Below are 13,894 nucleotides of genomic sequence, written 5' to 3'. Positions count from 1 at the left end.
AACTTTAAAAACTAAGTTCCTCACTAACGATATGAATAACGCCCAACTTAACGTAACGCACTAGGTTGGGCGTTATTTTTTTATTTCGTTTTATTCCAACGGCTAACCAACTTCCAGATTTCCGTTAAATTAATTCCGGTTTCTTCAGCAATTAAAATTAACACTTCAAGTCCATCAATGGACTCAATGGTTTGCACATCATTTTTACGGCTTTGCCACAAGTCCCAAATTAATTTTTCCTCTTCTTCTGTTGCCGCCGGTTTACGACCCATCGGCTCTTGTCGACCTAATAAACTACGGCGTGCAGAAACTTTTGATGTCGTTAAGCCAAAATAGGCATTAAGCATTTGAATGGACGCACCCAGCATTAAAGCCCGATCAATAAGTCGACGCTCTTGGGAATTCATTCGTACTGTGGCGACTAATCGCCAAAATGCTTCATGATTGATTTCGACTTTGGCAAAAGGGGCTTTTGTATTGGCAAGATCGTAAATCTCTTCCATACTGAGCTTTTCAATTTCCTGTAATTCTTGTTTTGAAAAACCATAATTGCGACAAACATTAATATTGCCTTCTTGCAAATTAACCAGAATTTCACTCAGTACCACTTGGTTTAAATTATTGAACATGCTCATTGTGCATCTCCTTCAGAACGAATATAACGAACAAGGCGAATCAGACGGAATAACTTCACCAAGGTCGTGTCATCAGTCTCTTGGGTATTGAGTAAATATTCCGGTAACAAAGTAAAAGAGGTTTGGGGATGAATATCTGTCTGTAGCAGTGTTAAAAAGTCATAACACATTTGAGCGACACCGCTGACATCCTTATCTAAGGGTTTCATCCGGTAGGTATAGTCCACAGGTTGTTTAACCACATGTTCCACATAGTCAATTAAGCCTACATGCTCTGCGATATCCAACGCTAATGAATAGGCTTCGAGTTTATGCTGACGAGCCGGATAAACTTTCCAGATATCATCAACCGGTTGACGCCCGACACAGGCAAACCCCAATCCATTTTCTTCAGCACGTTGTTGGCGTTGCTCTTGAACCGTCATTCCCGGTGTAATACCAAACTGTTGCGCTAAATTTTTAGCAAAATCGAATGAAAGTCCTTCGGAGAGCTCACCACTTTCAGGTGGATCTTTATCCTCATCCTCGTGTTCGTTATTTCCTTCGGTATCCACTGAAGGAGTGGTTTCCACACAGGAAGGTGTTGATACCGGCGCAGATGTCGATGTTTTTTTCTCAGCTTTCTCAGTTTTAGGCGCATGCTCTACTTCTGAATTGGCAGAAATCTGACCCAATAAAGCCTCTTGAGGTTGATTAAAGGTTTGCACATCTTGAATGCTATCTTGCACATTTTGCTCAATCTCATGTTGTTTCTGCGCCATTTTTTTGAATTTCTGCTCATCCAAATCAATCTCAAGGAAAAGCATTTCATAACTCATGCGATCACCCAGCATAGCCGACATCTCATCAATAAGGTGATCTTGAAAAATTTTCACTTGAAAGGGCTGATCATCATTACAACGTGACAGACTATTCCCCCAAATCTCATCAAACGTCACATCAAGTTCAAACTGATAATTTTGCCAAATAGCTAAGGCGTTATTACGAATAGCAAGGAGTTTGTCGATTGGCGCATTGCCTAAACCATTAAAAAGAACATCAGGGATAAATGGATATAAATATTTGACACATAAATCCATTTTAGAAATCAATGTTTTTGAAATGATATATCCATCATTCTCTAATTCACTTGATAATTCTCGAGCTGAAAGCGCTTTTCCTAACTTTTTCTCGTAATATTCTTTGGCTTGCCGGATCCCCAAAGCTTTCTCAATGAAAGTGAGATCTGCCCGAGTATCATTTTCAATGAGGTGACCAATCAGCAAATCTAATTCAGCTTCTACACTATCTGCGGTTTCCCCTTTCCAAGGTTTATACAAGCATTCAATTGACCAGAAACGCTGATCCTGGGTTTCCGTAAAAAGTTCTTTGAGTGCTTGAATACGGGTATTTCCGCCGTCAGCAATGATATAGAAAGGTTCGCCCGGACGTTGGGTGATATTCGGTTTATGATCAAGCCCACGACGACGAATTGACTCTTTAATCATTTCAAAATTAGGGTTGCGTGTCTTACGTGGGTTATGCTCATAAGGACGCAACTTATCTAATGTAACGGTAATATATTGGGATTGCACAGGATAGTGTGTTGCCGTTGTCGCCTGATAAGTAGCAGAATGATTACTAATAGGCTGAACATTTAATCCTTTTGCAATCGCATCTAACTGATTTTGTTGTTTTTTATTTTTAGCTATAAATGGATTATTCATAATATCTATCCTGTGTCGTTAAATTCTCAAACGTGCTGTACTGACCTAAAAACCGTGTTTTTACGGTGGCAAGCGGACCATTACGCTGTTTACCGATAATGATTTCGGCAATCCCTTTATCTTCCGAATCCGGGTTATACACCTCATCACGATAAAGATGGATAATGACATCCGCATCTTGTTCGAGTGAGCCGGAATCCCTTAAATCAGAATTAATCGGTCTTTTATTCGCTCGTTGTTCAAGGCCACGATTGAGTTGAGAAAGTGCATAAATCGGACAGCCGGTTTCCTTTGCTAATTTCTTCAAATCACCGGAAATTTCAGCAAGCTCCAAATTGCGATTTTCACTTTTACTTCCACCTCTCATAAGCTGAATATAATCAATAAAAATCGCCTTGGGTTTGCCATAAAGACGTGTATTTTTACGTACTTTTGCACGTAAACGGTGAGTGGATAGAGAGGCTTCATCGTCGATTAATAAACGCCTATTCCAGTTATTTAAAATAAATGACATGGCATCGGAAAGACGTGTCCATTCGCTTTCTTCAAGTTCAGTGGCTTGACGAATAGATTGGAGACTGACTCGAGAACGCATTGCCATAAAACGTTCTAATAGCTGATCAGCCGGCATTTCTTGGCTGTAAAATTGAATCGAATCATCCGGAAATTTATCCAATGTACTTGCCGCAATTGTCTGAGCAAACGTAGTTTTTCCCATGGCAGGGCGTGCGGCAATAATAATAAGTTCCCCGGATTGCCCACCCGTTGTCGCATAATCTAATTCTAAAATACCGGTGGGTGTACCACTTACCGGATCGGCATTAAATGAAGAATTATCCATACGTGACAGAATGCGCTTAAAACTTTCGTTTAAATCAGCTACCCCCTCTGTTTGTTGTTCAATAACAATATTTGTATATTGTTTATCTACATTTTCCTCAAACGTTGTAAGATCAACTTCATCTTTTGAAGATTGCATCTCAGTAACAATAAACTGACCCAGTTTTAAAAAACGACGTTGTTTACTGTAACGTGCAACAATTTCTGCATAGGCAGAGATATTTGTTGCGGAGGGTGTGTTATGGGTTATTTCGGCGAGATACGCCAACCCACCTAATTCCTCAAGTGTCTTCTTATCTTTAAAATACTGCTCCAGCGTTAAAATATCAGCCGGTTTCCCCTGTTTCAGAAGATGACGAATTCCTTCAAATAACATTTTATGAGCGGAAACATAAAAATCATCTGTACGCAGTAATACAGCGATTTCATCAAATTTGTCATTATCAAGAATAAGCGCACCAATGACCGCACTTTCCGCCTCAACCGAAGCAATCAGTTTGTCAGTTTTGTCCATCATACTAGCGTTTCTCCCCTGGTGATTGCTCAAAAAGCGTTTTAAATTGAGGGAATAACAAACAGCACAATTCTTTAATAACCGGATATTCGTTTCGGTTGTGACGATAGACCGGTAATGCATAAGTCGCCGCTTCTCGATAGGCAACATGTGCAGGTATAGAGAAATTAAGGAATGTTTTGCTTTCATCAAAATTTGTTTCAAACAAAACATTCAATTGATTGAGTACAAACTTCACATCATTTGTATTATCCACACAGTTAGCAATGGCTTTTAAAGGAGGGAGCTTGAAACCAAAGGATTCAAAGGTTTGCAAATCCTGATACATACCTATTGTTCCGCGAATAAACTCTTTTGCGGACAGAATATGTGGAAGAATAGGACAAAATAAAACATCCGCAGCTAAAACCGACATATCCACGGTAATATCTCTTGTTCCTCGAGTATCGACTATGATGACATCATAGTGATTAATACTTTTTAATAAGTGGCTAAAACGAATTGCACCATCCGGCGCATTCCGTAGCATTGGACTCACATTATTTGATGGGTCATTTGACTGTATTAAATCTAAATTTGAGATAGCAGTTTTTGAAATGATATGAGACGGATCGACATCCCGATGTGATAAAAATTCATAAATTCCACCGGGAGCTTCTTCAGTTAAAGCATAGTAGGAACTTAAAGTAGGTTGTGTATCTGTGTCGATTAAAAGTGTTTTTAACCCATGATCAGCGCAAAACGCACCGATATTAGCAGCATTTGTACTTTTAGCAGATCCGCCTTTAGTGCAGGCAACAGTAATTACATAAGGTTTTTTTGAAAAAGAAGAGAAGTCCATAATACCTCACCTAACGATAAAAGTTAAACGTTAAGGAGTATTAGGCTTTTACAATTGAATTGGAGGAAAATAAATACTTGGTGGGTCGTGAAGGATTCGAACCTTCGACCAACGGATTAAAAGTCCGCTGCTCTACCGACTGAGCTAACGACCCTAATAATAGGATATTGAAGAGTTTTTTCAGCGAATAGTTAGCAGCTATCATGGTGCCCGAAGCCAGACTTGAACTGGCACGCCTCGAAAGGCGAGGGATTTTAAATCCCTTGTGTCTACCGATTCCACCACTCGGGCAATGGAGCGGGAAACGAGGCTCGAACTCGCGACCCCGACCTTGGCAAGGTCGTGCTCTACCAACTGAGCTATTCCCGCTTTGTCATTGAGACAACGGAGCGTATTTTACTGATTTATGAAATACTGTCAAATAGAAATGGTAAAAAACGGATTGATTGATTAAAAAAAATTCAAAAATAAAGTGCGGCTTATATGACCGCACTTTTATGCTATTTCAAACTATTTACTCGGCGTTTGCATAAAGCGGAAGAAATCGCTGTCCGGCTTCAAGATCATCATATTATCCGAATTTGCAAAGCTCTCCTCATAGGCTTTTAAGCTACGAACAAAGCTAAAAAATTGTGGTTCTTGTGAAAATGCATCGGAATAAAGTTTTGCCGCCGTCGCATCGCCCGAACCGCGTAATTCTTGCGCCGTTTTATTGGCATTTGCTAAAATAAGAGTGACTTTACGATCTACATCAGCTTGAATAAAAGCCGCTTTTTCTTTACCTTGTGAACGATGTTCCCGTGCGACTGCATCACGTTCTGCACGCATACGTTGGTAAATTGAAGAAGAAACTTCATCCGGTAAGTTGATCTGTTTTACACGCACATCAACCACCTCAATGCCAAGTTCAGCCGTACTGTCTTGTCCCGAATTCAAGGCTTTTTTCGCCCCTTCCATTAATTCGCCTCGAGTACCTGAAACAATGTCTTTAATGGTACGCGAACCGATTTCAGAACGCAGACGGTCGTTCACTTTACGGCTCAATAAACTCGCAGCTTGGCTGTAATCTCCGCCGCCGGTTGAAGTATAAAAACGACCAAAATCACTGATTTTCCATTTCACGTAGGAATCTACCAGTAAATCTTTTTTCTCTACGGTTACAAAACGTGTCGCAGAACCGTCTAAAGTGCGGATACGTGCATCCAGTACCTTAATGCTATCAATAAGCGGTACTTTAAAATGTAGACCGGGTTCATAAACAACGACTTTATTATCCGCATCACGCTGCACTTTGTTAAAACGCAGCATAATGCCTCTTGTACCTTCGGCGACAACAATCACACTTGAATAAATCACCGCAGCGATGACTAAAATAACGGGTAATAAAAATTTACGCATTAATTGAATCTCCCTTGGCGAACAGGTTCAACAGTATTATTGTTTTTAGAATGATTTGATTGATTTTCAGATTGCGTTAAAACCGGTGTAGAATCAACCGCACTTTGTACTTTTGATTCATTTCTCTTTCCCATAATTTGTTCAAGAGGTAATACCGTTAAATTATTGCCGTTATTTCCATCCAACATAATTTTCGGTGTATTAGCCATCACTTTTTCCATCGTTTGAATATATAAACGCTCACGCAATAAATTAGGTGCCGCTTTAAATTCCGGCAATAAGCGTTGCAGGCGCTCTACTTCCCCTTTGGCGTCTAGAACGATACGATCCTTATAAGCCGTTGCTTCTTCCAAAATACGTTGTGCATCACCACGCGCAATTGGTTCTCTTTCACGGGCATAGGCCTCCGCTTCACGAATAAAACGTTGCTCATCTTCTTGCGCCTTAATCGCATCATCAAATGCGTCTTTGACCTCTTCCGGCGGACGTGCTGATTGGAAGTTCACATCAATAACATCAAGCCCCATATCATAAGGCTTGATGATTTCATTCAAGGCTTTCCACGTATTTTCACGCACGACCGCGCGACCGGTTGTAAGAATATCATTCATCGTCATATGACCGATTACATAGCGTAACGCACTGTCCGTTGCTTGATTTAAGCTATCATCAGCATTGGTTACGCTAAAACGATATTTCGCCGGATCTTGAACACGGTATTGCACGGTCATTTCCACTTTTACCATGTTCTCATCTTGGGTGAGCATTGCCCCTTGAGTTCTTAACTCTTTTACTTGTTCTACATTGACCGGCAAGACTTTATCCACAAAAGTCGGTTTCCAGTTTAAGCCGGGTTGAACAATAGAGTGCAATTCTCCAAAACGCAGCACCACGCCACGCTCGGCTTCTTTAATAGTATAGAAACCGCTAGCCGCCCAAACAATTACGCCTAAAGCAGTGGCAATCGGCAACGCTTTACCCCAGTCAAGTGGAGTTGAAGGCGTATTGTTAGAACTACCATTATTTTGACCGCCCTTTTTACCGCCACCGAGTTTTTTCAGCAAATTATTAAAAATTTCCTCAATATCCGGTGGAGACTGCTCTTGATTTCCACGGTTTTGATTTGAATCCCATCCGTTATTCGATGAGTTTCCAGGCTTTTGCTCATTACTCTGTCCCGGCTTGCCCCAAGGATCCTGTCCTGAATTCTGCGACATGTCGTTTGATTCTCCATTTGTCAAAAAATTGTTACGAGTTTATCGGAATAATGGGGGCTAGTCTATCAAAATACAAGGCATTTCCGGAATAAAATTTCCTGTGATTATTCAGGTGGTTCTCTATTTAATTTACGTCATAATGAATAAGATGCTTGAGTATTTTTTGCTCAAGTTTTTTCCCATTCCACTGTAAAAAGTGCGGTTGATTTTTAAGCTGATTTGTAAAGGCAGCCAAGTAAAAAGGCAATTCATTAGTAAAAAAAAGTTTACCCTGTGGACAATAATCCGAAAAAATTTTTAACTTGTCGGGTAAATGGCGTACTTCTGATAATTTCACAATACCCACGCCTTGTGATTTTAATATGGCTTCACGTAAGCACCAACTCTGATAAAATGCCCCTTCAGCATCCGATTGTTGGCTAAACCATATGACCTCATCTTCCGGTGCGAAATGCTGCATTAATCCAAGAAAATATCGCTGTTTTGGAAATTCGATGTCAATGCCAACCGTACTTTTCTTTTCCGCTTTGTTCTGCAAAATAACCGCGACCCAATCAGCCGAATGGCTAATATTAAAATCAATGCTTTCATTTGGAAAATAAGGTCTTCCGCTCTCTGTACGCTCAATTTTTCCTAAAAGTGCGGTATTTTTTCCTGTTGTTTTTAATAGCTGACAGAGTAGGAAATGGGCTAATTTCTGGCATTGATGGCGTTGCCGCACTCGGGAATTTTCAGATTGAAAGGTAAGCAAACTTTCCGACACAATTTCGGGTGGAATTTCATCAAAAGGAAAAGGTTGTTGAATATTGGCGTAAGCAATTAATGTTGTCATAAAACAATTAAAAAGTGAAAGTGCGGTCATATTAACCGCACTTTTTTATCATTTTAGAAAATAAGCACGTAGTTTCGCAAAATCATTTTCCATTTCATCAGAAAGTAGTGGCAGCCTATTATGCTTATCTAATGTTTCCGGCAAAGGTAATTCGATATTCAAAATGCGCTCAACAGATTCTTTAAATTTTGCCGGATGTGCCGTGCAAAGGAAAATTCCTGCTTCATCATCGTTAAGCTGATCTTTCAATACTTGATAAGCTATCGCACCATGAGGTTCGCAAGTATATCCCACGGCATACAATGCTTTTAAGGTTTCTTCCGTTTGTGCATCAGTCAGCATAGCCGAACCTAAATCAGATAGATTCCAACTATTACGCTTAAATAACTCTTCCACGCGTGGCCAGTTATTTGGACGACTGACGTCCATCGCATTAGAAAGTGTCGCAACAGTCGCATTCGGTTCCCATTTGCCGGATTTTAAATAACGCGGTACAGTATCGTTGGCATTAGTAGAAGCAATAAAACGCTTAATCGGTAAACCTAAGGTTTTTGCAATTAATCCTGCAGTTAAATTACCGAAATTCCCGCTTGGTACGGAAACAACCACATTATTGCGTTTTTCTTTTGGCAGCTGAGCCACCGCCTCAAAATAATAACAAATTTGAGCCAGTAAACGGCTGATATTAATGGAATTAGCAGAGTTTAATCCGATAGCCTCACGCAATTCTACATCGTCAAAGGCTTGTTTAACCAATGCTTGACAAGCATCAAAATCACCGTTAATGGCAACAGTGCGAATATTGCCCCCAAGGGTACAGAATAATTTTTCTTGTAATGGACTAATTTTTCCTTTCGGGTATAGAATCACTACATTAATATTTTCTAAACCATAAAAGGCGTGAGCCACCGCCGCACCGGTATCCCCCGATGTTGCCGTTAAAATCGTAATTTTGCCATCGCCACGCACATTAGCAAGCGCTTGAGCCATAAAACGCCCGCCAAAGTCTTTGAACGCTAAGGTTGGTCCGTGGAAAAGCTCAAGTGCATAAATATTCTCTTCGACTTTTTCTAAAGGTGCAGGAAAAGTAAAGGCATTTTTTACCATACTATTTAACTTGTTTGCGGGCAATTCTTCACCAATTAAAGCGGAAAGAATTTTTTGGCTGCGTTCAACCAACGGCAAATCCAATAATTCATTGATATTGTTTAATGTTGGGATAGTTTCCGGAAAAAATAAGCCCTGATCTTTCCCAAGCCCTTGACGCACAGCTTGGGCAAAATTAATTTGTTCTTCCGGGTGTTTGATGTTGTATAAATTCATTGTTAAACCGTTTATAAATGATAAATAAAATAGATTAAAAATTATCTCGTTTTGAAATTGTGCCTAACGCTCTCCCGCACTAGGCTAAATTTCTTGCCCCTTGATTATCAACCTTACACACATGCACAAACCCCTCATTATTTTGCAAATAATGATTTTCCAGATAAGTGGCAAGTTTCGTTGCAGTCTGTAAATCTGAGCCGATAGAAAAAATCGTTGGTCCTGATCCTGAAATTCCCGTTACTAATGCACCTAAATCATGCGTAGCCTGTTTTACTTCCGCAAAATTAGGCAATAATGATTCACGATAAGGCTCTGCGATGACATCTTTCATCATAATCGCTGCAAGGTTTTCCTGTTGTGTATGGCAAGCATGAACAAAACCGCCTAAATGGCGACCATGGGAAACCACATCTTGTCGGGTATAACTTTTCGGTAGAATCGCCCGAGCTTCAGCAGTAGAAACTTCAATTCCCGGATAAGCCAACACCCAATACCAGTGATCGAAAAACGGCAATTTTTGGCAAATATTACCGAGAGACTGCACCATAAACTGTACGCCGCCAAGATAACAAGGCGCAACGTTATCATAGTGAATAGAGCCTGAAATTCGCCCCTCTAATTCCCCCATCATTTCAAGCAATTCCATTTTAGAAAAGGGTTCATCATGAAACTGATTCAATGCCACTAATGCCGCGACAATTGAACAGGCGCTTGATCCTAACCCCGATCCAATAGGCATATTTTTTTCGAGCGTTAAACGTAGCGATTTCACTTGAATTCCACGTAGCTTCAAGCGCTCACTAAATAATACATACGCCTGATAGACGATATTTTTTTGCGGTTCTTTTGGTAATTTACGGACAAAGTAACCCGCACTTTCCAATTCAAAACCACTTGGGATTTCCTCAATTTGAACAACATCACCTAATAATGAACCATCAATGGGAGAAATTGCAGCTCCCAACGTGTCAAAGCCTACACTAATGTTTGCGCTGGATGCCGGTGCATAGATTCTTAACATCGGGACTCCTGTTAATGTTGTAATGTTCTTAAAATATCAGCAAAAATACCCGCTGCGGTAACAGCATTACCAGCACCATAACCACGTAATAATAACGGAATCGGTTGATAATAGCGTGTATAGAATGCAAGAGCATTTTCACCGTCTTTCACTTTGTAAAGCGGATTGTTTTGATCCACTGCGACAATCGAAACTTTGCATTTTCCTTCGCTGATTTGCCCCACATAACGTAATACTTTGCCTTCTGATTTTGCTGCCTCTACTCGAGCATTAAAATCATCGTCAAGCTGTGGCAGCATTGCCATAAATTCGTCGGTAGATTTCCCCTCGGCAAAACCTTTCGGCAAGACGCCTTCTACTTCTACATCTGACAGCTCTAACTCTAATCCTGCTTCTCGGGCTAAAATTAAAAGTTTACGGGCGACGTCCTGCCCAGACAAATCATCACGCGGATCAGGCTCAGTAAATCCTTTTTCACGAGCAAGTGCGGTCACTTTTGACAGAGAAATACCTTCTTCCAATTTTCCGAAAATGAAAGAGAGCGAACCTGACAAAATCCCTTCGAAACGTTCCAATTCATCGCCGGCAGCCAATAAATTTTGTAGGTTTTCAATTACCGGTAATCCCGCTCCTACATTTGTTTCATAGAGGAATTTATGCTGGCCAGCTTGGGCGTTTTTACGTAACTCGTGGTAGTATTCCAATTCACGCGTGTTCGCTTTTTTGTTTGGTGTCACGACGTGGAAACCTTCTCTTAAAGCTCGAGCATAAAGCCCCGCCACAGATTCTGCCGATGTACAATCTACAAATACCGGATTCACCACGTGATGTAATTTGATGAAAGAAAGCAATACATCAAAATCGGAAGGCTGTGTCGCATTTTCAAGATCGGTTTTCCAATTATCCAAATTTAAGCCGTGTTCATTAAGCATCATTTTATTGGAGTTTGCAATGGCACAAACCCGAATTTCAATGTCCTTCTTTTCCAAATATTCCTTCTGACGTTTTACCTGCTCAATGAGTTCGCCACCTACACCACCTACACCAACTAAAAACATATCCACGACTTTCTTATTGTTAAAAAGTGCCTGATGAGTGGCTTTCACTGCCTCAATTGCTTTATTTTGTGGCACAACCGCTGAGATAGAACGTTCGCTGGAACCTTGTGCAATTGCAACAATGCTAATATTTGCTTGTGCTAATGCCGAGAAGAAACGGGCAGCAATACCTTTGGCTTGCTTCATACCATCTCCTACGACAGAGATGATTGACATATCTTTAATCACTTCAATCGGCTCTAATTGATTAGCTTTCAGCTCACTCGAAAACTCACTTTCAAGTGCAGATAGAGCAGCTTCGGCAGATTTTACCGGCACACAAAAACTAATACTGTATTCTGAGGAAGATTGAGTGATAAGAATCACTGAAATACCGGCTCCGGACATGGCGGAGAAGATTCGAGATGCCATACCAACCATACCTTGCATTCCAGGTCCAGAAATATTAAACATTGCCAAATTATCTAAATTAGTAATGCCTTTTACCTGCAAACCTTCAGATTTCACATTACCATCAATAATCGATCCCGGTGCGGACGGATTACCGGTATTCTTAATGACACAAGGAATATTCTTCGGTAATAATGGACCAATAGTTCGTGGGTGAATCACTTTTGCACCAAAATAAGAAAGCTCCATTGCTTCACGGTAAGATAGAGTTGGTAACAAGCGTGCATCCGGCACTAAACGGGGATCACAAGTATAAACACCATCAACATCTGTCCAAATTTCACAGACACTAGCATCTAAACAGGCGGCTAGACAGGCTGCGGAATAATCAGAGCCATTACGTCCCAAAAGCACTAACTCGCCTTTTTCATTACCAGCGGTGAAGCCTGCCATTAATACGACTTTATCTTTTTCAATGCTTGCCGCATTCACACGCTTGGTCGATTCTGTAATTTCCACGGAAGATTCTAAATAGCTTCCTCTTGCTAATAATTGTTTTACAGGATCAATAACATGAACCTCATAGCCACGAGCTTCAAACCAAGCTTTCATCATAGCAATTGAAAGCTTTTCACCACGGCAATCAATGATTGCTTTCACGGCGTCTTCCACTTTACCCGCTTGACGAATTTCTTCTAATAATCCCTTAATTTGAGAAAATTCAGCATCAATTAAGGCTTTCATACCATCTAAATCAAATTGATTATTTTCGGCATACAATCCATTAATAATATTATAGAAAATCTCAAGGGATTCATTGAAATGCGTATCAGTGGGTTGATTTAAAGCAGCTTTTTCGGAAAGGGCAACAAGATGGTTAGTAATTTTAGCAGGGGCTGATAATACACCTGCAGCCTGCTCCGCTAAATGAGCCTGCTCAATAAGTTTTGCAGCTTGAGAAAAACGCTGCGGATTTGCAAGGGAAGTGCCGCCAAATTTGAGTACTCGCATAATTGATTCTCCTAGAAATATTTTATTTAAACTGATAAAAAAACCCGCACTCAATTGAATTGCGGGTTTTCGATATTCCGTTTTTCGTGCATTAACCCGCCCCATTAAACATCGTAATGGTCATCATAATAATGATAGTGGCAAAAGTGCGGTTAATTTTCATTGTGTTTTATTTTTCAAAACAAGTGCGCTAAGAAATACCGAAATTTCATAAAGTTGTCAAACATAAAATAACAATTTAACTGAATTTTTTTCAAGTCATTAAATTTCGTGTAAACTAGCCGCACTTTGAATAAGGAGAATCCAATGAATATTCAACATAACTTACGAGACATTCAGAAAAGTATTCATACGGAATGTGTTCAAGCTCATCGCCCTTCAAATGGGGTAAAACTACTGGCTGTTTCTAAAACCAAACCTGTTTCCGATATTTTAGAAGCTTATCAAGCGGGACAAATTGCCTTTGGTGAAAATTACGTGCAAGAAGGTGTGGAAAAAATTCAATATTTTGAACAGCAAAAGATTAAGCTTGAGTGGCATTTTATTGGACCTTTACAATCCAATAAAAGCCGTTTGGTAGCAGAGTATTTTGACTGGATACAAACGCTTGATCGTGTGAAAATTGCCGAACGATTGAATGAACAAAGACCCCCAAATAAAGCACCACTAAATGTGCTGATTCAAATTAATATCAGCGATGAAGAAAGTAAATCCGGAATTCAAGCTGAATCAATGCTCGATCTTGCCAAACACATTGAAAATCTACCGCACTTACGCCTGCGCGGTTTAATGGCAATTCCCGCCCCAACTCCAAATGTTGCCGAGCAAGAAAATACTTTCAAAAAAATGGCTGAGCTATTTGGACAACTCAAACAAACCTTTCCAAACAGACAAATCGATACACTTTCAATGGGAATGACAGATAATATGTCAAGCGCTATAAAATGTGGTTCAACAATGGTTAGAATTGGTACGGCAATTTTTGGTGCACGAGATTATTCCTCCAAATAATTCCAATCAATCAGCACTTACAAGGGATTTTATCCCTTTATAAAGCTCTTAGCCCAAAGCAAAATCCCCCGAACCGTTCGATTCAGGGGATTTC

At 40.2% G+C, this 13,894-nt stretch carries 11 protein-coding genes and 3 tRNA genes; 1 reads left to right on the top strand and 13 read right to left on the bottom strand.

Translation table 11 applies throughout. The features are described from left to right. Positions 1–80 precede the first annotated feature (80 nt). The 13 genes from BKK47_RS07290 to thrA all read right to left on the bottom strand — a co-directional run bounded on the left by BKK47_RS07290 (position 81) and on the right by thrA (position 12,789). Positions 81–635 (bottom strand): DUF2857 domain-containing protein, encoded by a 555-nt coding sequence (locus tag BKK47_RS07290; protein WP_077494206.1) that lies wholly within the window; start codon positions 633–635, stop codon positions 81–83. Beyond that, positions 632–2,341 (bottom strand): ParB family protein, encoded by a 1,710-nt coding sequence (locus BKK47_RS07285; RefSeq protein WP_077494205.1) that lies wholly within the window; start codon positions 2,339–2,341, stop codon positions 632–634. Before BKK47_RS07285 ends, BKK47_RS07290 begins: the two co-directional genes overlap by 4 nt. Further along, on the bottom strand, positions 2,334–3,698 hold the full coding sequence (dnaB, locus tag BKK47_RS07280; protein ID WP_077494204.1) for a replicative DNA helicase: 1,365 nt from the start codon (positions 3,696–3,698) through the stop codon (positions 2,334–2,336). Before dnaB ends, BKK47_RS07285 begins: the two co-directional genes overlap by 8 nt. A gap of 1 nt (position 3,699) precedes the next feature. Then, a complete protein-coding gene (locus BKK47_RS07275; protein ID WP_077494203.1) occupies positions 3,700–4,536 on the bottom strand; it encodes a ParA family protein in 837 nt (278 codons plus the stop codon). 78 nt (positions 4,537–4,614) lie between these two features. Beyond that, positions 4,615–4,690 (bottom strand) — tRNA-Lys (locus tag BKK47_RS07270). A 50-nt stretch (positions 4,691–4,740) separates the two neighbouring features. Next, positions 4,741–4,827, bottom strand: a tRNA-Leu gene (locus BKK47_RS07265). Positions 4,828–4,829: 2 nt separating this feature from the next. Beyond that, a tRNA-Gly gene (locus tag BKK47_RS07260) sits at positions 4,830–4,905 on the bottom strand. Between the two features lie 141 nt (positions 4,906–5,046). Then, entirely contained in the window at positions 5,047–5,934 is an 888-nt protein-coding gene (gene hflC / locus BKK47_RS07255) for a protease modulator HflC (RefSeq protein ID WP_077494202.1), read from the bottom strand. Further along, positions 5,934–7,151 carry an FtsH protease activity modulator HflK gene (hflK, locus tag BKK47_RS07250; RefSeq protein WP_077494201.1) on the bottom strand — a complete coding sequence of 406 codons (1,218 nt, stop codon included), beginning with the start codon at positions 7,149–7,151 and terminating at the stop codon, positions 5,934–5,936. The genes hflC and hflK overlap by 1 nt, the downstream gene beginning before the upstream one ends. A 124-nt stretch (positions 7,152–7,275) precedes the next feature. Continuing rightward, positions 7,276–7,983, bottom strand: a complete 708-nt coding sequence (locus BKK47_RS07245) for a 4'-phosphopantetheinyl transferase family protein (protein ID WP_077494248.1) — start codon at positions 7,981–7,983, stop codon at positions 7,276–7,278. Positions 7,984–8,031: 48 nt separating this feature from the next. Next, positions 8,032–9,306 (bottom strand): threonine synthase, encoded by a 1,275-nt coding sequence (thrC, locus tag BKK47_RS07240; protein ID WP_077494200.1) that lies wholly within the window; start codon positions 9,304–9,306, stop codon positions 8,032–8,034. Positions 9,307–9,385: 79 nt separating this feature from the next. Further along, positions 9,386–10,330 (bottom strand): homoserine kinase, encoded by a 945-nt coding sequence (thrB, locus tag BKK47_RS07235; RefSeq protein ID WP_077494199.1) that lies wholly within the window; start codon positions 10,328–10,330, stop codon positions 9,386–9,388. An 11-nt stretch (positions 10,331–10,341) separates the two neighbouring features. After that, positions 10,342–12,789: a bifunctional aspartate kinase/homoserine dehydrogenase I gene (thrA, locus tag BKK47_RS07230; RefSeq protein WP_077494247.1), complete on the bottom strand. Its 2,448-nt coding sequence runs from the start codon at positions 12,787–12,789 to the stop codon at positions 10,342–10,344. Positions 12,790–13,095: 306 nt separating this feature from the next. On the opposite strand from thrA, the gene BKK47_RS07225 reads away from it, so the two are divergent. After that, positions 13,096–13,800 (top strand): YggS family pyridoxal phosphate-dependent enzyme, encoded by a 705-nt coding sequence (locus tag BKK47_RS07225; RefSeq protein WP_077494198.1) that lies wholly within the window; start codon positions 13,096–13,098, stop codon positions 13,798–13,800. The last annotated feature ends 94 nt before the right edge of the window (positions 13,801–13,894 follow it).

It is taken from the genome of Rodentibacter mrazii, from assembly GCF_001998825.1.
GTDB classification, from domain to species: Bacteria; Pseudomonadota; Gammaproteobacteria; order Enterobacterales; family Pasteurellaceae; genus Rodentibacter; species Rodentibacter mrazii.
Note: the sequence above shows the minus strand (reverse complement) of the source record. Positions and strands in the feature narration are given on the sequence as shown.